Annotated in this window: 19 protein-coding genes; 10 read left to right on the forward strand and 9 right to left on the reverse strand. The window is 63.7% G+C overall.

The window, feature by feature from the left end; genetic code table 11:
- Positions 1-9: 9 nt before the first annotated feature.
- Positions 10-2,775, reverse strand: coding sequence for a PSD1 and planctomycete cytochrome C domain-containing protein (locus J8F10_RS09750; RefSeq protein ID WP_210653636.1), 2,766 nt, complete (start codon positions 2,773-2,775; stop codon positions 10-12).
- Between the two features lie 77 nt (positions 2,776-2,852).
- Entirely contained in the window at positions 2,853-3,437 is a 585-nt protein-coding gene (locus J8F10_RS09755) for a peptidylprolyl isomerase (protein ID WP_210653637.1), read from the reverse strand.
- 141 nt (positions 3,438-3,578) lie between these two features.
- Between J8F10_RS09755 and J8F10_RS09760 the strand changes: the two genes are divergently transcribed.
- Both J8F10_RS09760 and J8F10_RS09765 read left to right on the forward strand, forming a co-directional pair.
- Positions 3,579-6,050 carry a PSD1 and planctomycete cytochrome C domain-containing protein gene (locus tag J8F10_RS09760; RefSeq protein ID WP_210653638.1) on the forward strand — a complete coding sequence of 824 codons (2,472 nt, stop codon included), beginning with the start codon at positions 3,579-3,581 and terminating at the stop codon, positions 6,048-6,050.
- A 131-nt stretch (positions 6,051-6,181) separates the two neighbouring features.
- The gene (locus J8F10_RS09765; protein WP_210653639.1) at positions 6,182-7,579 is read left to right on the forward strand and encodes a DUF1501 domain-containing protein; all 1,398 of its coding nucleotides are present in this window, start codon (positions 6,182-6,184) and stop codon (positions 7,577-7,579) included.
- A 153-nt stretch (positions 7,580-7,732) separates the two neighbouring features.
- Here J8F10_RS09765 and J8F10_RS09770 read toward each other — a convergent pair whose 3' ends face one another.
- Positions 7,733-9,070 (reverse strand): PQQ-binding-like beta-propeller repeat protein, encoded by a 1,338-nt coding sequence (locus tag J8F10_RS09770; RefSeq protein WP_210653640.1) that lies wholly within the window; start codon positions 9,068-9,070, stop codon positions 7,733-7,735.
- A gap of 116 nt (positions 9,071-9,186) precedes the next feature.
- Between J8F10_RS09770 and J8F10_RS09775 the strand changes: the two genes are divergently transcribed.
- Positions 9,187-10,320, forward strand: coding sequence for an aminotransferase class V-fold PLP-dependent enzyme (locus tag J8F10_RS09775; protein WP_210653641.1), 1,134 nt, complete (start codon positions 9,187-9,189; stop codon positions 10,318-10,320).
- Here J8F10_RS09775 and J8F10_RS09780 read toward each other — a convergent pair.
- From J8F10_RS09780 to J8F10_RS09805, 6 genes are all read right to left on the reverse strand, one after another.
- Positions 10,317-11,567 (reverse strand): mandelate racemase/muconate lactonizing enzyme family protein, encoded by a 1,251-nt coding sequence (locus J8F10_RS09780; protein ID WP_210653642.1) that lies wholly within the window; start codon positions 11,565-11,567, stop codon positions 10,317-10,319. The genes J8F10_RS09775 and J8F10_RS09780 overlap by 4 nt on opposite strands.
- A 33-nt stretch (positions 11,568-11,600) precedes the next feature.
- Complete coding sequence (locus J8F10_RS09785) at positions 11,601-12,356, reverse strand: SDR family oxidoreductase (protein WP_210653643.1); 756 nt, start codon at positions 12,354-12,356, stop codon at positions 11,601-11,603.
- Positions 12,357-12,365: 9 nt separating this feature from the next.
- The gene (locus J8F10_RS09790; RefSeq protein WP_210653644.1) at positions 12,366-13,244 is read right to left on the reverse strand and encodes an alpha/beta hydrolase; all 879 of its coding nucleotides are present in this window, start codon (positions 13,242-13,244) and stop codon (positions 12,366-12,368) included.
- A gap of 158 nt (positions 13,245-13,402) precedes the next feature.
- A complete protein-coding gene (locus J8F10_RS09795) occupies positions 13,403-14,041 on the reverse strand; it encodes an NAD(P)-dependent oxidoreductase (protein WP_210653645.1) in 639 nt (212 codons plus the stop codon).
- Positions 14,042-14,092: 51 nt separating this feature from the next.
- A complete protein-coding gene (locus J8F10_RS09800; RefSeq protein WP_210653646.1) occupies positions 14,093-14,515 on the reverse strand; it encodes an Rrf2 family transcriptional regulator in 423 nt (140 codons plus the stop codon).
- 153 nt (positions 14,516-14,668) lie between these two features.
- Positions 14,669-15,217, reverse strand: coding sequence for a DUF255 domain-containing protein (locus J8F10_RS09805; protein WP_210653647.1), 549 nt, complete (start codon positions 15,215-15,217; stop codon positions 14,669-14,671).
- 486 nt (positions 15,218-15,703) lie between these two features.
- On the opposite strand from J8F10_RS09805, the gene J8F10_RS09810 reads away from it, so the two are divergent.
- From J8F10_RS09810 to J8F10_RS09840, 7 genes are all read left to right on the forward strand, one after another.
- Positions 15,704-16,105 (forward strand): hypothetical protein, encoded by a 402-nt coding sequence (locus tag J8F10_RS09810; protein ID WP_210653648.1) that lies wholly within the window; start codon positions 15,704-15,706, stop codon positions 16,103-16,105.
- Positions 16,106-16,451: 346 nt separating this feature from the next.
- Positions 16,452-16,592, forward strand: a complete 141-nt coding sequence (locus J8F10_RS09815) for a hypothetical protein (protein WP_210653649.1) — start codon at positions 16,452-16,454, stop codon at positions 16,590-16,592.
- Between the two features lie 661 nt (positions 16,593-17,253).
- Positions 17,254-18,003 carry an SDR family NAD(P)-dependent oxidoreductase gene (locus J8F10_RS09820; protein WP_210653650.1) on the forward strand — a complete coding sequence of 250 codons (750 nt, stop codon included), beginning with the start codon at positions 17,254-17,256 and terminating at the stop codon, positions 18,001-18,003.
- A gap of 121 nt (positions 18,004-18,124) precedes the next feature.
- A complete protein-coding gene (locus J8F10_RS09825) occupies positions 18,125-19,138 on the forward strand; it encodes a class I SAM-dependent methyltransferase (protein ID WP_210653651.1) in 1,014 nt (337 codons plus the stop codon).
- A gap of 125 nt (positions 19,139-19,263) precedes the next feature.
- Positions 19,264-19,764: a flavin reductase family protein gene (locus J8F10_RS09830; RefSeq protein ID WP_210653652.1), complete on the forward strand. Its 501-nt coding sequence runs from the start codon at positions 19,264-19,266 to the stop codon at positions 19,762-19,764.
- A 148-nt stretch (positions 19,765-19,912) separates the two neighbouring features.
- Complete coding sequence (locus J8F10_RS09835) at positions 19,913-20,572, forward strand: sulfite oxidase-like oxidoreductase (RefSeq protein WP_210653653.1); 660 nt, start codon at positions 19,913-19,915, stop codon at positions 20,570-20,572.
- A gap of 169 nt (positions 20,573-20,741) precedes the next feature.
- Complete coding sequence (locus J8F10_RS09840) at positions 20,742-21,332, forward strand: hypothetical protein (RefSeq protein ID WP_210653654.1); 591 nt, start codon at positions 20,742-20,744, stop codon at positions 21,330-21,332.
- Positions 21,333-21,495 lie beyond the last annotated feature (163 nt).

Raw genomic sequence — 21,495 nt, forward strand, 5'->3', positions numbered from 1 at the left:
CAACCTCCTTTAATCCACGAACGCGAACTCGTTGGTCATCAGCAGCCCGTGGGCGAGATCGATCCAGCGGTCCGCGCCCTTTGCGACGAACGCGAGGGCCAGTTTGCGCTCGTCTGCGTCCGGTCGGCGATCATAGAGCGTCAGGTAGATCCAATCGAGTCGTTCGCCCGAATCCGCAAGTTTCTGGAACGCGGGAAGGGCTACGAGTTTCTTCGCCGCGTCGCGTGCGAACGGGCCATTCATCAGGAAGAGTGCCTGCGGAGATACGGTCGTGTTCGTGCGCTCGGGAGCGAAGCCCGCCGGGTTCGGTACATCGAACGTGGTGAGCAGCGAAGGGAACTCCAGCCGATCGATGTAGCCGTACACCGCGCGCCGTTTGTTACCGCCAAAGAGCCGCGCGCTCGGGCCACCCAATTTCAGGTCGAGTTGCCCGGACGCGGCCAGGACCGCATCGTGTAGCGGCTCGAACTCCAATCGGCGCCGGTTCTGCTTCCACATCAGCCGGTTGTCGGGATCAGCGGTAACCGCGTCCGCGCGGTCGAGGCTGTCCTGCGTGTAGGTCGCGGATGTCATGATGAGTTTGTGGAGGCGCTTGATGCTCCAGGAGGTACGAGGGGCGTTCTGCTCTGCGCGAGCCTCTGAAGAATTTGCGGAAGGGTTCACCCACTCGCTCGCGAGCCAGTCGAGGAGTTCCGGGTGCGTGGGGGCGTCGCCACGGAGTCCGAAGTCGCCCGGCGTGCCAACGATCGCCTTCCCGAAATGCTGCATCCACACGCGGTTCACAAACACGCGCGCCGTCAGCGGGTTGTCCTTCGACACGATCTCGCGCGCCAAATCGAGCCGCCCGCTCCCGGCCGAAGCGAACGGTTTGCGCGCCGGGTTCGCGACCCTAATGAACTGCCTGGGAACCGGGTCACTCGGGCGCCCGGGATTGCCGCGCTCGAAGATTCGCGGGTCGTAGGGGCGCGGGGTATCGTTCAGCACCATCGCACGCGGCGGCCCCTTCCCGAGCCACTCTTCGAGCGCGTTGAGGTGCTTCTGATATTCGCCCTGCGTCGCGCGATCGGGGAACAGCGAGAGGAACCCCCAATCGAGCGCGAGCGGTGCGTCTGCTGGTGAATCCGCGCCGTACAACACGCGACGCAGTTCCTCTCGGTCGGGGTCATCGAACCGGATCGTGCCCTTCGCCGTGTCCTTCCACTGCTTGTCCACATCCGTCAACAGTTTGCCGTACCGCGTGGCCACGTCCTTCATCGATTTCGGCGGCTCGCTAAACACCGCGGCCACGAGTTTATTGCCCCCTGAAACGGCCTTGAGCAAGCCCGGGGCTTTCTCCGCGAACTCGGCGTCCTGCAACTCACTGACCGCGTGCCAGTGCAGGAACGCGGGGTGTTTGCGCTTCTTGGTGTCCGTGAGGAACTGTTTCCAGCGCGTAATCATGCTGGGGTTCAGGTCGCCGGGATCGGCGATCAGCATGAAATCATCGGCCGGTGGCTGATTCCGGGCTTCGTGTGCCGCCAAGAGGTATTCGCCCGCGCGACTTCGGGCACCTGAAACGAGCGTGGCGTGCTTCGCTGTCACGAAATCGACGAGGCGTTTCTCGCGTGCGGCAAGTTCGGTGTTGTACGCCTTATCCGGCTCCTTCGGCGCCGGTCCCACGAGCGGCGGAACGGTGGGTTCGATGGAACTTCGCAACACGCCGTAAAGTGAGTAATAATCAGCCGCGGGGACGGGATCGAACTTATGGTCGTGGCACCGCGCACACGTCACGGTGATTGCCATCAACCCGCGCGTGATGACGTCCATGCGGTCATCAATGATGTCGTGCGTGTTGTTCATGAAGTGCCCGCCGACCGTCAGGAACCCGAGTGCGGCCTGGGCAGAGGCGTCTTGCGGCACGAGGAGATCGGCCGCGAGCTGTTCCGTCACGAACTGGTCGAACGGCTTGTCCTCGTTCAAAGCGCGGATGACGTAATCGCGGTACGTCCACGCCCACGGGTACTCCTTCCCCTCGAAGAAGACGTAGCCCTTGTTGTCCGCGTACCGGGCCACGTCGAGCCAGTGCCGCCCCCAGCGCTCACCGTACCGCGGACTGGCCAACAATCGATCGATCAGCTTTTCGTAGGCGTTCGGTGAATCGTCCTTCAGGAAGGCTTCGACCTCTTCCGGCGAAGGCGGAAGCCCGTGAAGATCAAACGTCGCGCGCCGGATCAGCGTGCGCTTGTCGGCGCGCGGGGAGAGTGCCAGCCCCTTCTCAGCGAGTTTCGCGAGCACGAACTTGTCGATCTCGTTGCGGATCTCGGCTTTGGGGTTGCGGATCTCCGGCACTGTGGGCCGCTGAACGGGTCGAAAGGCCCAGTGCTTCGCCGCAGCCTTTGCGATCGCATCCGGGGCGGCCAGCGTGACCTTCTCCGGCCACGGGGCGCCGAGTTCCACCCACTTCGTGAGCGCCGCGATCTCGTTCGCTGGGAGCTTTCCTCCGGGCGGCATCTTCAGGTCGTTGTCGGTGTGCAGGATCGCGGTGAGAAACAGCCCGTCTTTGGGTTTGCCGGGAACGATGGCCGCGCCGCTGTGCCCACCCTTAATGAAGCCCTCGCGCGAATCGAGCCGGAGCCCGCCCTTCGGCTTCTCCGCGCCGTGACACGACAGGCACTTCTCGACCAGCACCGGCCGCACTTGTTTCTCGAAAAACTCCAGCGGTGCCGCCGGGTCCGCAGCGCGCGCGCCCGCGCACCAACACATCGCGACCAATGATAGAAGCGCAGCACGAATCATTGCGAATGCCCTGAGAGCGGCAGTTGAGGCGGGAGTGTTCTTCGTACCGGACAGAACAGCAACTTCGGCGGGAGCAATCAAGGCAGGCGGGTGATCTTCTTGATCGTAATCGGAGGTTCGAGTGCCTGAACTTTGGCGGGCGCGGACTGAATCTTCTTTACGACATCCATGCCCTTCGTCACGCGGCCGAACGCCGCGAACCCCTCGCCGTCGGGGTTGCGCTTGCCCCCGTGGTCGAGTTCCGGTTGGTCGCCAATGCAGATGAAGAAATCGGAAGTCGCGGTGTCGGGACCGTCGCGCGCCATCGAGATCGTTCCGTCCTTGTGCGCGAGTTTCGTGTCCTTCGTGCGCTCCAGTTTGATCGGCTTGAACTCGTCCTTCGTCTTCTCCGGGTTGATCCCGGCCTGCACCACTTCGATCTTCACCTTGTTGTCGGGCTGGTTGTCCGGCGTCACGGTCCGGTGGAACCGCCCGCCGTCGTAGAACTTGCCGTCCACGTACTTCAGGAAGTTCGCGACCGTGTTGGGGGCTTTCGCAGCATCCAGTTCGACCTCGATATCGCCCTTATCGGTCTGAATCAGCACGCGAACCGATTTCGGTTCCTCCGCGAACCCGCTCGTAACGGCGAACAGCCCCAACACCACGCACAGCACGCACTTCATGTCGAACCTCCGATCCACATCAGAACCGACCGAGAGGTACCGGTCAAGGACCAGGATTCGCGTTCGGTGCTTGCTGATCCCGCGACGGGTACGATAGTATTGAGCGTCGCCACGCGCTCGGTCCACTACTCTCCCGCCTCTATGCGCACCCAATTTCACTGGTTCGCGTTTTCATTTCTGGCGTTCGCTTCTCCCATACAGGGAGAAGACAAGCCGCCACCGGCGAAACCGTCGCCCGAACACGTCGAGTTCTTCGAGAAGAAGATCCGCCCGGTACTGGTCAAGCACTGTTACTCGTGCCACAGCGCGGAAGCGAAAAAAGTTAAGGGCGAACTGCGCCTCGACACGCGCGAGGCGGTGCTGAAGGGCGGTTCGTCGGGGCCATTGCTCGTCCCCGGCGATCCCGCAAAAAGCTTGCTAATCCAGGCCGTGCGGCACGCGGACCCGTCTCTGAAAATGCCGCCGGATGTGAAGCTGAAATCAGAGGAGATCGCGGACCTCGAAGCCTGGGTAAAAATGGGTGCCCCGGACCCGCGCGACGGCGCGAGCGGGGCGAAAAAGATCGACTTCGCGAAGGCGAAAGAGTTCTGGTCGTTCCGCCCGGTTGCACGGCCCGAAGTACTAAAGGCTGGTGCCGCCAACCCCATCGATAACTTCATCCGGGCGAAACTGGATGCGAAGGGACTGAAACCCGCCCCGCCCGCGGACAAACGCGCACTCATTCGCCGGGCGACGTTCGACCTGACGGGCCTTCCTCCAACGCCAGAAGAGATCGAAGCGTTCCTGAAGGACAACTCACCCGAAGCGTTCGCGAAGGTGGTAGACCGGCTACTTGCATCACCGGCTTACGGCGAGCGCTGGGGGCGCCACTGGCTCGACCTCGTGCGCTACGCGGACACCGCGGGCGATAACTCCGACTACCCCATCCCGCAAATCTTCCGCTACCGGAACTGGGTGATCGAGGCGTTCAACCGCGACCTGCCCTACGACGAGTTCGTGCGCCAGCAACTCGCGGGCGACCTGCTCCCCTCCCAAAACGAAGCCGACCGCCAGGCGAAGTTGATCGCAACGGGCTACCTCGCGAACACCAAGCGGTTCGGTTCCTACGAGGACGAGCGCTACCCGTGGTACCTCACCTACGAGGACCAGATCGACAACTTGGGGCGCACGTTCCTCGGGCTCACGATCAACTGTGCGCGGTGCCACGACCACAAGTTCGACCCGATCAGCCAGCACGACTACTACGCGCTCTACGGGTTCTTCTCCAGCACGCGCTACCCGCGTCCCGGGATCGAACTCGACAAGGTCCAACGTGACTTTGTTCCGCTTGTGGAGCCGGAAGATGTCGAAATCATTGAACTGACACGTCAGGCCAACACCACGAGACTCCAGAAGGACGTCGAGATCCAAGAGCGTCTGAAATCGATAGCCGAAAAGCAACTCGAAACGGCGAAACGTCTTGGCGAAAAGGAGATGATCGCGGAGGCCACCAAAGAACTTGAACAGGCCGTCGCGAAGCTCAAGGTCGTGAAAAAAGAGCGCGATGAATTCGCCAAGCAGCCGCTCCCCTTCGAGACCGCTTACGCCGTCGCCGAAGGCAAAACCGAGGGCAAGAAGAAGGTCGGCAACGCTTGCGTGCAGATCAAGGGCGACCCAGAACGGCTCGGGCCAGAAGTCCCGCGGCGCTTCCCCTCAATCCTCGGCGGACAAACACTTCCTGCCGCGACAATGGGCAGTGGTCGGCTCGAACTCGCGAACTGGATCGTGGACGCGAAGAACCCGCTCACGGCCCGTGTGATGGTGAATCGCGTCTGGCAGTACCACTTCGGAAAGGGGATCGTTCGCACCGCGAGCAACTTCGGCATTCTGGGTCAACCGCCCACGCACCCGGAATTGCTCGACTACCTCGCAGCGCGTTTCGTCGAAGACAAGTGGTCGATGAAGTCGATGCACCGGCTCATTATGCTCTCGCGCACTTACCAGCAGTCGAGTCGCGACGACGAAGCGGGTACCAAAATCGATGTCGCGAACGAGTACCTGTGGCGGTTCGACAAGCACCGACTCGATGCGGAATCCATCCGTGACTCACTGCTCGCAGCAGCAGGGAACCTCGACCGGTCCCCGGGCGGCGCGCACCCGTTCCCCGCGATGAGCACCTGGAACTTCACACAGCACCACCCGTTCAAGGCGGTATACGAGACGAACAAGCGGAGCGTGTACGTGATGGCGCAGCGGTTCCAGCGGCACCCGTTCTTCGCGCTGTTCGACGGCGCGGACACCAACGCGAGCACCGATCGCCGGCTCACGAGCACCACCCCGCTACAAGCGCTCTACCTGATGAACGACCCGTTCGTTCACGCCCAGGCCAAGAAGTTCGCCGAGCGCGTGTGCGGCGAAGGCAAAGACGACGCGGCGCGCATCAATCGCGCCTACGTGCTGCTGTTCGGCCGCACCCCCACAGCCGACGAAGTTACTACCGCAACGGACTACCTTGCGAAGGTGAGCGACAAGCTCAGAGCGGGCGGCACGCCGATGGAGCAACTCCCGGCCAAGGCGTGGGAGAGCCTCGCCCGCGCACTGTTCCTGAGCAACGAGTTCGTGTACCTGGATTGAGTTAAGAAGGGTTTTTGACAGGATAAACAGGATTGAAGACGTGGCTTTTGCTTTATCCTGTTAATCCTGTCAAAAACCCTTCTGATCTTGGCCCTTCTCCCACAATCGGCGCTTGCGATTTGGAGCACTTGATGGACCTCACCACATCTCACCCCACCCGGCGCGCCGCGATCCGGTCGATGGTCGGTGGGTCGTTGCTGTTCCCCGGGATCGTGTCGCAACTGCTCGCGGCCGAAGAGCGCCGCGCGCCGGACGCCGACCCGCTCGCGCCAAAGAGGCCGCACTTCGCGCCGAAGGCCAAGCGCGTCATCTTCCTGTTCTCCACCGGCGGCGTGTCGCAAATGGACACGTTCGACCCCAAGCCCAAGCTGTTCGCGGCCGACGGCAAGACGCTCGGCGTGGGCGGCGGGCTGTCGCTCGAAAAGCGCCCGCTCCTCAAGCCCCGGTGGGCGTTCAAGCCGGGCGGCACGTGCGGCACACAGGTGAGCGACCTGTTCCCCCACATCCGCGAGCGCATGGACGACGTTTGCCTCATCCGCTCGATGAGCACCGACAACAACGAGCACTTCCAGGCCACGCTCGCGATCCACACCGGGTCGTTCTTCGCGGCGCGGCCGAGCATCGGGAGTTGGGTCAGCTACGGTCTGGGTACCGTGAACCAGAACCTCCCGTCGTTCGTCGTCATCGCGCCGCAACTGCCCTACGCCGGCACGCAGGTGTTCGCGAACGACTTCCTCCCGGCCTACCACCAGGGCACGCGCGTGCTACCCGGGAAGGAGCCGGTACCGAACGTGAAGCGGCAACCCGGTACCGATGCCCTTCAGGAACTCGAACTCGGGTTCGCGGACGAGCTCAACAAAACCCACCTGAAGACCCACGGGCACGACGGCGACATGGCCGCGCGCATCCGATCGTTCGAGACCGCGTTCAAGATGCAGTTCGAGGCGCCCGAAGCGTTCGATCTGTCAAAAGAAACGGACGCCACACTCGACCTGTACGGGGTGAAACGCGCCGACACCGAGAGCTTCGGCTGGCAGTGCCTCATCGCCCGCCGGCTCGCGGAGCGCGGGGTGCGCTTCATCGAACTCATCGACGGAAGCTCGGCGAAGAACTGGGACTCGCACAGCGACATGGGCGAACACGAGCCACTCGCCAAGAAGATCGACAAACCTATCGCCGGCTTGCTCGCCGACCTCAAGCGCCTCGGGATGCTCGATGACACGCTCGTGGTGTGGACGACGGAGTTCGGGCGCACGCCCGGCCAGGACGGAACGAAGGGCCGCGGGCATCACCCGGCGTGCTTCTCGTCGTGGATCGCGGGAGGCGGGATCAAGCCCGGCATCGCTTACGGCGCCACCGACGATATCGCCGCGGCCGTGGCCGAGAAGAAGGTCCACGTCCACGACTTCCACGCCACCCTGCTGCACCTGCTCGGGCTCGACCACGAGAAGTTGACGTACCGGCACGCGGGCCGCGACTTCCGCCTCACCGACGTCCACGGCAACGTGGTGAAGGACATTCTGAAGTAACGGAAAGGTATCTCGATATCGGCTTCGTCGCGCCACACCACCTGACGCCGTGGCGCGGCTGTATACCGGGTATGACGAGGACGATTTCTTCTTCAACCCGTTCGGGCGCTGGCGGTTCACCACGAGTTGATCCGCCAGCGCCGAACGACGCACTCACCCCACCGCGAGCGAAACACAGACGATTTCCTTATCGTTCTTGAAGTACACGCGCCGGTCCGCGAACGCGGGGTGTGCCCAAACTGCTTTGCGGCCCTTCGCGGCGTGCGTCGGTTCGAGGACGTGCGCCGAAGCGAGTACGTCACATTTTTCGGGGGACAGTTTCAGAATGACCAAATCGCCCTGATCGGTCAGCCCGTAGACGACTCCGCCCGCGTCCACCCAGAACACCGACCCGCAGAACGCGGCCTTGTCGCCGAAAATTTCATCGCCCGTGCGCACCACCGCGCCGGTGTCTAGCTTCTGGCAAATGAGTTCGCCCATCCCCGCTACGCCGTACACGTGCCCGTCCTTCACGAGCAGGCTCGTCATCACCGCGTTGAGCCCGTCAATCGGCTTGGGGTACGAGGACTTCGAGCGCCACGCGACCGTTGCCGCCGGCTTGTCCTTGTCGAGCGTGAGGCAGAGCGTGCCGTGGTAGAACGACGAGACGAGCAGCTTGTCCCCCGCCCGCTTCGGGGTGATGATCGACACGGCCGGGCGCGCTACCTCGCCCGCGTCCGGGTGCTTGTGCTTCCAGTATTCCGCGCCTGTAGTCAGGTCCAGGGAGTACAGTGCTTCGGACAGCCACACGATGAGCTGGCGCTTCCCGCCGGCTTCTGTCACGATCGGCGGTGAATAGCAAATCTCCTTCGTGGAAAGTGCCTTCCACTTCTCCTTACCAGTCTTCTTGTCAAACGCGACCACCGCCTGCCCGTCACCGCCGACGAGCGCGACGAGCGTGTCGCCGTCGAGCAACAGGTGCGCGGACCAGCCCCACGCGGGCACGGGCGCCTTGTAATCCTTCGCGAAATTCTTCGACCAGATCGGCTTCCCGTCCGCCGCGTTCAGGCAGAGGAGGTCGCCCATTGTGCCGAGCGTGTACAGCCGGTCGCCGTCCACAACGGGCGTCGTGCGCGGACCACTGGGGTACGACACGTTCGTGTAGGGGCAGTCGTAAGTGTGCGTCCAGATGGTCTTACCGTCGGCCACGTTCATGCACAGCACGCGCTCGTTGCCCGGCAGCGTGCCCTTGGGCAGCGGCTTCTTCGGATCGGCTTCCGCCTTCTCACGGTCCATGATGTAGAGCTTGTCGCCAACAACTGCCGGCCCCGCGTACCCGGCCGCGATCGGCTTCCGCCACACGACGGTCGGGCCGTCCTTCGGGAACTTGGTGACGAGCCCCTTCTCGTTCCACACGGCGTCGCGCTTCGGGCCGAGCCACTGCCCCCAATCGTCAGCGGTAACCGGCGCGGCACCAAGCGCGAGTGCAAACAACACGTACACGGAACGCATGAAATGACCTCCGAATGAAATATGAACACAGCCAGTGTCACTCGAATCGCGCGGGGCGTCAACGAGTTTCGCGACCCACTACAACAGACGAATCGAACTCTCTGGAGCCCACGGCCATGCTCACCGCGGAATCACGCCGACGCGATTTCCCCACGCTCGAAGGCAAGACGTACCTGAATACAGCCGCGGAGGGAATTCCGCCGCTCGCGGTGGGAGAGGCCCTTCAACAGTATTTCCGCGACAAGCAACTCGGCATGGACGGCCGAATCCCACACGCAGCACAGTGGGAAGCGGCGAAAGCGCTCACAGCGAAGTTTTTCGGGCTCAGCCCTGCGGAAATCGGGATCTGCTCGTGTTCGTCGGAAGCGTACAACCTCGCCGCACTTGCTCTTCAGTTGAAGCCGGGCGACGAAGTGGTTGTGACCGACCTCGACTTCCCCGCCAGTTCGACACCGTGGCTCCAGCCGTCGTGTCCGGCGACCACCCGCGTGTGGCGTCACCGAAATGGTGCCCTTCGTATCGAAGACCTCGTTCCGCTACTCAACACGAAAACGCGGTTGGTCACCGTCTCGCTCGTGAGTTTTTACAGCGGCTTCCAGGTCGCACTCCCGCCGATCGTGGAAGCGGTACGCAAGCACTCACCGGCCCTGCTCGCGGTGGACGTGACCCAAGCGCTCGGGCGCGTGCCACTCGAACTTGCGGGCGCGGACCTGATCGTCAGTAGCACGCACAAGTGGATACTCGCCTCACACGGCGGCGGGTTGGTCGGCGTGCCGAAAGAGCGGGCCGCGGAGTGGACCGCCCCCGCGGGCGGCTGGTTCAATCTGGAAGATGCGTTCGGCCCTGGGAGTTTCGAGACGGTTAAGAGCAAGCCCGGCGCGGCGAGCTTCATGGTCGGGATGCCGAACTACCCGGCCCTGTACGCGATTCGAGCCGCGCTGGAGTACATTCGCGGGGTCGGCGTTGCGCAGATCGATGCACACGCCCGGCCGCTCATCGAGCACTGCCTTGCAGAACTGAAGAAACTTCCCGTGGAACTGCTCACCCCGAACGAACCGGAGTCTGTCGCCGGAATCCTCGCGTTCAAGCACCCGAACGCGGCGGCGCTTCAAGCGCGGCTCCACGCGGCCAATATCCACGTGATGAACCCAGCCGGGCGCCTCCGTGTTGCGATCCACGGTTACAACACCGCTGAAGATGTCGAGAGGTTGCTGAAAGAATTGAAGACAGCACTCACGGTCGTCGGCTAACGAGATACCCGCACCACGGCCCCTTCGCGCGTGCGAATGTCGGGCGCCAGCGCCGTTCCCAGCCCCGGCTTCGTAGGGGCGAGGAAGTGACCGCGCTCGATCACCGGCATATCCGTCACAAGATCCGGGTAGTTCACGCGCAAGTACGCTCGAACGGATTCCTGGTAGACCGCGTTCGGCGCGTTCAGCGCGAGGTGAATGCCCGCGAACAGCGTGAGTGGGCCGGTGCAGTCGTGCATCGCGACCGGGCGCTTGTACGCCTCCGCCATCGCACACACCTTCTTGCACTCGGTGATCCCGCCGGCCCACGTCGGGTCGATCATCACGATGTCCGCGGCCTGTTTCTCCAGTAGCGGCCGGTACTCGTAGCGCGTGGCGAGGTACTCACTGGCCAGGATCGGGCACGTTGTTCCGCGTCGCAGTTCGGCAATCGCGTCGATATCGTCCGCACGCATTAGGTCTTCGAGCCACGCGGGGCGGAACTCCTCGAGCGCACGGGCGATCTTGAGTGCCGCGGGGAGCGACCAGAGGCCGTGCCCCTCCACCATGATTTCCATCTTGTCGCCGACAGCACTGCGGATCTTGCGGAACGGCTCCAGCGCCCAATTGAGATCGGCCGCAGAAATATCGTGCCCACCAAGTGAGCGAATCGTGGGGTCGAACATGCCGCGAAACGAGCGCCAGTTATTCCCCCCACCGGGGTAGTGCGCGACGAAGTCGAACGGCCACAACTTCATCCCGGTGAGCCCCTCGGACAGCAGGGCCAGGGCCAACTCGTCCGCGCGTTCCATGAACGCCGTGAGGTCTTCGTACTTCCCCTGCGGGCCATCGGTGCCGTAGCCGACGCTCCCGCGTGCCGCCCGCCCGTAACTCGGCCCGCCGCAGGTGTTGTACGTGCGGATGCGGTCGCGCGTGGCCCCGCCCAACACCTGCCACACGGGCATCCCCGCGGCCTGCCCCAAAATGTCCCACAAGCACACGTCAATGGCCGAAAGCCCTCGCAGCTCGGCCCCCTTCCCGACCGTGTGCGCGACGACCTCGTACAGGCGCCGCCAGTGGAGTTCGATCGCGAGCGGGTCGTGCCCGATCAACATCGGCGCCGCGAACTGGTGGATGTACCCCGCGATCGAATCCGGCATGTAGCAAGTATCTGCTACGCCCGTTAAACCCGCGTCCGTGTGAACCGCGACGAAGAGAATGGACGGGTACTCGGGCAGATAAATCGTTTCGAGACCGGTGATCTTCACGACAGGTTCTCTCGTAATCGAACGCGACCCGAATCACCCGCGCCCCACGAGCGGCATCTGTGTAGCCATCACGGTCATGAACAGCACGTTCGCATCGAGCGACAGGCTCGCCATGTACACGACCGCTCGCGCCACGCTCTCCACCTCCATCGTCGGCTCCACCGCGACCGTGCCGTTCGGTTGCGGCACGCCGTCCTTCATCCTCGCGGTCATCTCTGTCGCGGCATTGCCGATGTCGATCTGACCGCACGCGATGTCGTACTTGCGGCCGTCGAGGGAGGTGGACTTCGTAAGCCCCGTAATGGCGTGTTTGGTCGCCGTGTAGGGCGCGGAGTTCGGGCGCGGGGCGGTCGCGGAGATGGACCCGTTGTTGATGATTCGCCCCCCACGCGGGGATTGCGCTTTCATCAGCTTGAACGCTTCCTGCGTGCAGAGGAACGCGCCGGTCAGGTTCACATCGACGACCTTCTTCCACTGCTCGAATGTGAGGTCTTCCAGGGGAATTGCGGGCGCCCCCTGCCCCGCGTTGTTGAACAGCACGTCGAGTCGCCCGAATTTACTCTTCGTTTGCTCAAAGAGCGCGCGAACGGACGCCGGATCGGTCACGTCCGCGGTCACCGTGAGCGCGCTCGCACCGGCCGGGGCCAGTGCGAGGGTCGCGGCCAGCGCGTCCGGGCGCCGACCCGTGAGCACGACGCGATAGCCTTCGCGCAAGAGAGCGAGCGAAACCGCCCGACCGATGCCGGACCCGGCACCGGTTACGAGCGCGACCTTTCCCGTATCCGCCATTTCGTTCCCTTACTTCTTCTTCAGGTGTTTGTCGAAGAACGCGATCATCGCCTTCTCCGCGGTCTCTGCGTCCTTGCCCTTGAACCCGTGGCCGGCACCTTCGAGTTTCAGCAACTCCGCTTCCACGCTCGCGGCCTTCAACTTGTCCACGATCCACTCGGCCTGCTCGCACGCGACGTACTTGTCTTCGGTCCCGTGAATGCACAGCGTCGGGGCCGCGTTCGGGGTCACCCAATACAGCGGGCTGGCGCGGATGTGAGCGGGCTTGGCCTTCTCCAGGTTCCCGCCCAGGAACAACGGGAGCACGTCGGCCGCGTCCACACTCTTGCCATAGGACTTGGTGAAGTCGCTCGGTCCGTACACGTTCACGACGCACTTTACCGCACTCGATTGGTCCGGGTTCCCACCGTCCCCCTCGAATTCTTTCACACCAGCGGTCACGGCCAGAAACTGCGCGAGGTGCCCGCCCGCGGACCCGCCCGTCACGCCGATCCGGTCCGGGTCGATGTGGTGCGTCTTGGCGTTCGCGCGGAGCCAGCGCACAGCGGCCTTCGTGTCGTGAATCGCGGCCGGGAATTGGTACTTCGGCGCCAAACGGTAGCTCACGGTCGCCGCGACGTACCCGTGTTCCGCGAGTCGAATGATCTGCGTGTTGTACCCCTCGCGAGTCCCCGCGCGGAACCCGCCGCCGTGAATGAGCAGGACCGCGGGGAACGGCCCGTTGCCCTTCGGCTTCGCGATGTTCAACTGAAGGTGCTGGTTGTCCGGGTTCGTGTACTCGATGTTCTTCTCGAACACGACCGTGTCGGGAACCGGCGGGTCTTTCTGTGCCAGTGCTGGCGCTGCGACGAAAAGAACGAGCGCGAGCGGAGCGAGGAGTCGTGCCATAGGAGAGAGTTCCGGCGCGGAGGGTTGAGGCGGGTTCGGGTAGATTGTAACCACGTCGGCACGAAGGGACAGAACCAATTGAAGAACCTTGCGCAAAGACGCGGAGGGCACAAAAGGGCCTTCAGTGCGGCACCGCGTTCTCGGACTCCCGGCTTCCGTTAGTAAGCCACCGTGAACCGCTTGCGAGCATGTTTCGGAGTTTCGACTTCGTCGACCAGCGCGATCGCGTAGTCTTCGGCAGAGATCCGGCTCTGTCCGTTCGCGTCAACGAGGAGTTGGTCGCCACCCACGCGGAACGTGCCCGTTCGCTCGCCCGGTTCGATCAGCGCCGGCGGGCTGATGTAAGTCCATTCCAGGTCGCCGGCTTCCTTCCGGTACACCCCCAGTGCGTCGCGGTGAGCGAGTGCGATCCCCTTCCACGCGGCCGGGAACTCGGGCGCATCCACCACCTGCACACCGGGAGCAACTTCGAGGCTGCCCGCACCGCCGACCACGACGAGCCGCTTCACCCCTGCAGTCTTCAGTCCGGCGATTTGAGCGCGAGCCGCGTCCACCACTTTCGACGCATCCTGACCACCGCTCGGTCCGAACGCGCTGATAACCACATCGTGCCCGCGCGCCGCACTCGCGAGACTCCCGGCATCAAGGACATCGCCCTTAACGGCCGTTACCCCGGCCCGGGCGGGAACCTTCGAGGGGTCGCGCGTCACTGCGGTGACCGTGTGCCCGCGGCCGAGTGCTTCGGCCAGAATACGCTGACCGATCGTTCCGCTCGCACCGATGAGTAGAACCTTCACGACCTTCTCCTTCTGTAATCGAATCAGTTACAGTAACGGGTAAAAAAACACCTACTTCGCTGCTTTTACTTGCCGAACAACATCCGCCACGCTCGTCTTCGCGAGGCTCCGCGTCATCGCGTCCTCGGCCGCATCGAGAGTCGGAGCCAGCACGCCCTGGATATTGCACCCGACCGGACAATCCGGGTTCGGTGGCTGTGGGTGTGATGCGAACAGATCGCCCGTCTCCACCGCCCGGTACACGGCCAAGAGATCGATCTCCGCCGCGGGTCGGGCCAGTCGCGTTCCGCCCCGCGCACCTTCTTGGGTCGCTACCAGACCCGCTTTCGCGAGCATTGCCAGAATTCGGCGAATCACAACGGGGTTCGTGTTCACGCTCCCCGCGATCCAGTCCGACGTGATCGGCTCACCGTCGCCGTGCGCGAGCAAAGCGAGTACGTGAGTCGCGATCACGAATCGGCTACTTTTTGTCATGACACCCGGCACGTCGTTGACTGTGCCATCCTCAGTTACAGTTACCTCGCGCGGTTCCCGACTCTTACAGGAATTCGGGGGCCGCGAATCGCGTTCGCACTGATGTGAGAGCGCACGCGATTCGCATGGCACACAGCGCGAACGGCGATTCGCTTACTTTTTGTCGTCCTTCTTCTCCCTCTTCGGCCCGGCGTCCTTCAACTCCTTCATCACGTCCGTGACTTCGGCGTCGGTCAACTTCGGCAACGCGGTCCGCAGGGCCTTCTCGTAGTGAGCCAGTTCGGTCGGCTCGTAGGGGAACCCGACGTTCTGCTTCTTGCCCTTCTCTTCTGCGAACGAGTCGGCCAGCACCTTACCCTCGGCCGACAGGAAGACCCACACCGGCACCCCGCCCGGTTCGGGCGCGTACTTCTCGTACAACTTCTCCCCGCCCGGGTTGTCGACCACGTCCACCTTCACGAACACCACGTGCGGGGTGAGGGTCTTCGCCACCGCGGGGCGGGCGGTGAACTTGTCCAGGTACTTGCACCACCCGCACGTCGGGGAGCCGAACGCCAGGAACACCGCCTTCCCGTCCTTCTTCGCCGCGGTCATTGCTTCGGCCAGAACGTCAGTCGCGGGCGGCCCCTTCGGTTTGGGCTCGTCGGCCCGGACCGTTGTGGGGACCAGCACGAGCATCGAAACGAGCAGAGCACGGATCATGGAACGCTCCTGAGCAAGGTACAGCAACGGCCAGATTATCGTCGCCCCGTGGTCGGAACGCAACGACCCACCGCCCGGCAAGAAAGTACCCAACTGTGTGTTCCGGTGGGTAAGGCTTACAACCACGGGCCAATCGGACCGCCGACTGAAACGCGCGGACGGCCTGAAATCCCGGGTTTTTGTGGTTGTTCGCCGCGCGCGTCTTCGGTTTGGCACGTCGACTGCTTTACCTGTCGCGTCGAACACGAATCGGGCCGAATTCCCCCCGGCCCGCCCCACACACCTGACCGCACTTCCCCCAACCTATCCACGAAAGCCGGCGACCGAGGTCGCCGGCTTCTTCTTTTTTCTGCGCCCCTTCGCGCCTCATGCGACCACCCCGTGCTCTGTTGCGTTTCGGATTCGCCGTGGTAAAAGGCATCGTCCCTCGAACCGCGATCCGCTACAACACATGATTCATCTACTCTCACTCTCTGGAGGCGATCAATGGGTAAGAAAGCCAAGAAGGAAGCCGTAAAGCCCGAGGAACCGAAGAAAGAAGCTCCGAAACCGGAAGCGCTGAAGAAGGAACCGCCGAAATCCGAGCCACCGAAGAAAGACATCTCGAAAGCAGAAGTACTGAAAAACGCAATGGCGAAGGCCAAGGGCACGGTCGCGAAGGCTGCTGAGAAAGTGGCCGAGGTCGTGAAAGAAGTCGTCGTTCAGCCCGTTGTCAAAGCGGTCAAGAAGCAGCCGCGGAAGCGCTTCGTGCGCGAGAAGCAAGAGAAGCGCCCCCAACCGACGGGTCCGGCGCTGCCGCCGCGGAGCAGCAAGGCGACCGCCAAACTGATGTCAAAGGGTCTGGTGGTACCGCCCAAGGACGACGCGACCGGCACGAAACCGCGGTAGTGCGGTTCGTTCCCCGCGACCGAAGTCACTTGAGCCCGTGTGGGCCGGCACGTTCTGAAAACCGTGAGCAGCAGCCGGCCCTCACTCATTTCGGCACTTCCCCAAAGCGACAAACTCCCGCGCTCCGAACCAACACCACCTATCTCGTCGAACTGGGCGAGGTGTGGAAAGCGGCGCGGTCCGAGAAGTAACAGGGACTGCGTCGGCGTTCGTGTCTGGGAGGTCGCACCTCGGAGTAAATTCTTCGTGTTCGTGAGCAACCGACATTTCGGCACGGTGATTGCAGAACATCAGGTGCCGGGGACGCAGGGACACGCTGCCCGGGAACCTCAACGAGGACCGAGTCATGCAGAACGACCTCACCGACCGCTCTGATCTGTGCCGCCTCGCGGACGACGGGTGCCCGCACGCGACCGGGGACACCCGGTCCCACGATCTCTCGGAGCTCTGGGCCGTACTCGGTAAGGATGACTACGAGACCGAGTAACTTCTTCCCTCTCGAATTGAAAAGATAGAGTCAAGTCCCGCCGACGCTCGCGGCGGGAGGCTCCGAAGCGACCACCCTCTCCCGAATCCGTACTCACCTCGATTCACTCATCCGACTTCAAACGAACGGCACCCGTCCTCATCCTCTCCCATATTTGCCCGCCGCGGTCCTTGCTCCAGGGAACCGATCCGAAGCGCGACTAACATTCGCTAACATTTTTGGCCGGGTTGGGGTTCCCCAGAACTCACTTCCCACGAATCCCTGACATTTGAGCCTCTCGGACGTTCTTGCGCCCCGCCGACCTCGCGCCCGCGGCTAACAGTGTTAGCGTTTCTGTCACTACTAGAGGTGCTTTCGGGCAAGCACCTCACCTGAATGTTAGCCGTGCCGACACGTCCCAAAATCGGCTCGCACCAGTAAACGCGGACCGCAAACACATCATAGTGTACACAAATACAAAAATCAACGCACCCACACGTCGCATTCGGCACGAACATCCTTCCCATTGCCAGACACCACGCACTGCGACCGTACAACGCACCGAGCAACCCAAAAACTTGAGATTCAGTTGCAAGGTGCTCCAATGCACCGAGTATCCCCAGGCAAGTTGCAAATCGCAACCGAATGTGGGACCGGCCCACGACACCAAACGGAGTTCGTCATGTCGAAGAAACTCGAAGGCAAAGTCGCGCTGGTCACGGGCGGGTCGCGCGGCATCGGTGCGGCGACCGCTGAAGCCCTGGCCCGCGACGGCGCAACGGTCGCGATCAGCTACAGCGCATCGCCGGACAAAGCGGCCGCAGTGGTCAAAAAACTCGAAGCTCTGGGCGTGAAAGCGGCGGCGTTCGCGGCCGACCAAGCCGACCCGAAAGCGGTCGAAGCGCTGGTCGAGTCCGTGGTGAAGAAGTTCGGCCGACTCGATGTACTTGTGAACAATGCTGGCGTGTTCGTGCAAGGCGCCCTCGGCGACCCGAACGCGGACATCGCCGCGCTGGACCGCGAACAGGCGATCAACGTGGGCGGCGTGGTGACCGCGGTGCGCGCGGCCGCGAAGCACCTCCCGACCGGCGGGCGCATCATCACCATCGGCTCGGTGATCGCCAGCCGGGTCGCGTTCCCCGGGCTCGCGGGTTACGCAGCGGCGAAGGCCGCTGTGGTGGGTTATACGAAGGGCTGGGCACGGGATCTGGGAGCGAAGGGAATTACCGTGAACGTGATTCAGCCCGGGCCGATCAACACCGATATGAACCCGGACAGCGGAGATTTTGCGGAGACCCAGAAAGCGAGTACCGCGCTGGGCCGGTACGGGCGCCCGGAAGAACTCGCGGCGGCCGTCGCGTTCCTCGCCAGCCCGGAGGCGTCCTACATCACCGGCACCGTCCTTGATGTGGACGGCGGGTACGGCGCGTAGTTCGAGGGCCAAAGAAGCCGGAACCGGGACCGAGACGAACGGGGCGGTGAGCGAACGGACTACAATGACGACTCGCCGTGAGTCCGTTTCGCTCCGTCCGCCCCTCTCGACAGGAACCGCGATGAGCTCGCAAGGCCCGTCCCCCGCACTGTTCTTCGATACGATCAGCGCCTTCCAGCGGACCGAAGCGCTCCGGGCCACACTCGAGCTCGACCTGTTTACCCACATCGCCGCCGGACAGATCACGGCGGCGCAACTCGCGGAAGCCTGCCAAGCGGCCCCGCGGGGCGTGCGCATTCTGGCCGACTACCTCACCATCCTCGGGTTCTTGCGCAAGCACGACGACCGATACGAACTCACGCCCGACACGAACACGTTCCTCAATCGCAAGTCGCCGGCCTATCTCGGGGGCGCGGCCGAGTTCCTACTCACGCCGCAACTGCAGGAGTGCTTCCAAAACTTGACCGCGGCCGTGAAGCGCGGCGGAACAGCGGTTTCGGCCGAAGGAACGGTTTCGCACGACAACCCGATCTGGGTCGCGTTCGCCCGCGCGATGGGACCGATCATGCAGCTCCCGGCTCAACTGCTCGCCGGGCTCGTTGGCGGGGACCACCAGCAACCGTTGCGCGTCCTCGATGTGGCCGCGGGGCACGGGCTGTTCGGGCTGGCGGTCGCGGAGCGCTACCCGCGCGCTCGAATTACGGCACTGGACTGGCCGAACGTGCTCGCGGTGGCGAACGAGAACGCGAAACGGGCGGGCGCGGCCGATCGTTACGATCTGCTCCCGGGGAGCGCGTTCGATACCGATTGGGGCGGCCCTTACGACGTCGTGCTGCTGACGAATTTCTTCCACCACTTCGACGCCGACACGTGCGTGAAGCTGGCAGCGAAAGCGCACGCGGCACTCGTGCCGGGTGGTCGCGCGATCACGCTGGAGTTCATCCCCGATGCCGATCGCATCAACCCGCCCGGAACGGCCACGTTCGCGCTGACGATGCTCGCGACCACGGCCCGCGGCGACGCTTACACGTTCGCGGAGTACGAGCGGATCTTCGCGCAGGCGGGGTTCGGGCGCAACGAGTTCCACGCGCTCCCGCCGACCATGCAACAGGCCGTCGTGTCGTACAAAAAGTGACGGGTACCCTTCCCGGCTCTCATTCGCGCAGAACACGCGCACCAGTCGCAAATAGCACCATTTGGGGCGGCAATCCGTTCGCGCGGGCCACCAACCGCGTGACGCTGCCGCCCTCAAACGGTAGCATGAATCGCATGACAAACGCGACCACCGATCCGTCCGAGTCACTCGCCGCCGCGCTCGGGCGCGTACCGAGCGGACTGTACGTCCTCACCGCCCACAACGGCGCCGACGAAACCGGAATGCTCGCGTCCTGGGTGCAGCAGTGCTCCTTCGACCCGCCCCAAGTGTCGGTCGCGGTGAACAACCAGCGCTACGTGCTCGACTGGCTCCGGGACGACGCCACGTTCGTTGTGAACGTCATCCCGGAGGGCGGAAAGGCACTCGTCGCGCACTTCGGGAAGGGCTTCTCACCGGGCGAACCGGCCTTCGACGGGTTGCAGGTGGCGCGCGAGCACGGAGTCCCGCCCGTGCTTCTCGCGGCCCACGCCTACCTCGTGTGCCGGGTCGCGGGGCGGATCGCGGCGGGCGACCACACGCTCGTCGTCGGCCGCGTCACCGCGGGGGCCGTGCTCCACGACGGTAAGCCCACCGTTCACGTGCGCAAAAACGGGCTGAAATACTAACGCGACGAGAACAATTCGCATCAAAGTTACTTCGGAGGTCGCAGGTCACGAAGTCCGCGCGTCGCAGGCGACACAACGGTTCGAGATTTGCAGACTTGAGGCTCGTGCCCCAAAGTGCCTTTGTCGTGAGATATGTTTGGGGCTTCTCATGGCCGACGAACCGATCATCAGTTCCGATACCCGGCGCGAGAACCGCCTGCCCCCGCGACAAGCTCTCACGCAGAAGTGGCCGGTGCTGCACGCCGGGAGCGTCCCGCCGTTCGATCCGGCGAAGTGGACGCTCACCCTGTTCCCGGCCCCGCTCACCGGCGCGGTCAAGCAGTTCACCTGGGCGCAGTTCGGTACCCTTCTCCGTTGCCACGTGTTCGCGGACATTCACTGCGTCACGCGCTGGAGCAAGCTGGACAATTTGTGGGAGGGCGTCGCCACGCGCGAGTTACGGAACCACATCACGGTGTCCCCGCGGGCGAAGTTCGTGATGGTCCACTGCGAGTACGGGTTCACCACGAACCTGCCGATCGAGGACTTCTTCGCCGAAGACTGCCTCCTCGCGACGCACCACAACGGCCAACCGCTCACGCCGGAGCACGGCTACCCGCTCCGGCTGGTCGTGCCGCGGCTGTATGCGTGGAAGAGCGCGAAATGGGTGCGCGGGATCGAATTCCTGGAAGAAGACCGCCCCGGCTACTGGGAGAGTTGGGAGAACGGCGGGTATCACATGCGCGGCGACCCGTGGCAGGGCGGCGACAGCGGCGACGGTCAGCGGTTCCGGCCCGGCACCGAAACCGGCGGGCGCGGCGATCTCTGATTGCGTGGGCCACGAAAATGCCCCCCGCGCAATCCACGACTTCAACAATCGTCGATCTGCCACCGAAACAATTCGGGATTCCGACAATCTCAAGGCCCGGGTATCTCGTCGTAAATGAATCCCCGCGACGCGCGGGTTCACCCCAACGCCCCTTCCCGGAGTGCTGCCGATGATGACCTCACTCGTTCTCTCGATGACCCTCGCGGCCCCGGTGCCCGCTCCGGCCCCGCCGATACCCGCCGGCCCCGCGCCCCGCATTCTGGAACTGAAGGCCGGCGCCGACGGCAAGATCATGGTCGTCGTGACCCGGACGGAGAAGATTCAGATCCAGGGCGGCGCGATCAACCCGAACGGTGCGGCCGTCGCTGCGCCCGTCGTTGCCCGCGCGAAGCAGGTCGAGCTCGGCGACGTGAAAGACCTCGTCGTCACCACCGCTGACGGGAAGAAGCTCGAAACCGCCGACGCGATCAAGAAGCTCGCCCCCGGTGGAACCGTGGTCGTCTCCGCCGACGGCAAACCGGTCAGCCCGACCTTCCTGAAGATGTTCAAGGACGACGTGCTCGTGCTCGCTTCGCCCGAGCTGATGGGCGCGGCACTGCCCGGCAAGCCGCTCCCCGGTGGGGTGCGCCCGCCGATCCAGATCCAACCGATCGCCCCGGGAATCCAGATCCAACCCGGCGTGATCCAGATCCAGGTCGCGCCCGCGCTGCCGGCCGCACTACCGGCCGCCCCCGCGCCGGTACCGGCCCCGGGAAAGTGACCCGCGCATTTAAAGTCACGCGGGCAAAAAGCGAACGGCAGGAGGAACACCTCCTGCCGTTCGCTTTTTGCCCGCGCGGGTCCGTGGCACTGTTTCGCGTTTGTAACAGCCAACCAGAGTCTTTACCCGGCCCGTTCGCCCGGGTATCCTGATTTCGATTGCC

This window comes from Gemmata palustris, assembly GCF_017939745.1.
In the GTDB taxonomy this organism is placed as follows: Bacteria; Planctomycetota; Planctomycetia; order Gemmatales; family Gemmataceae; genus Gemmata; species Gemmata palustris.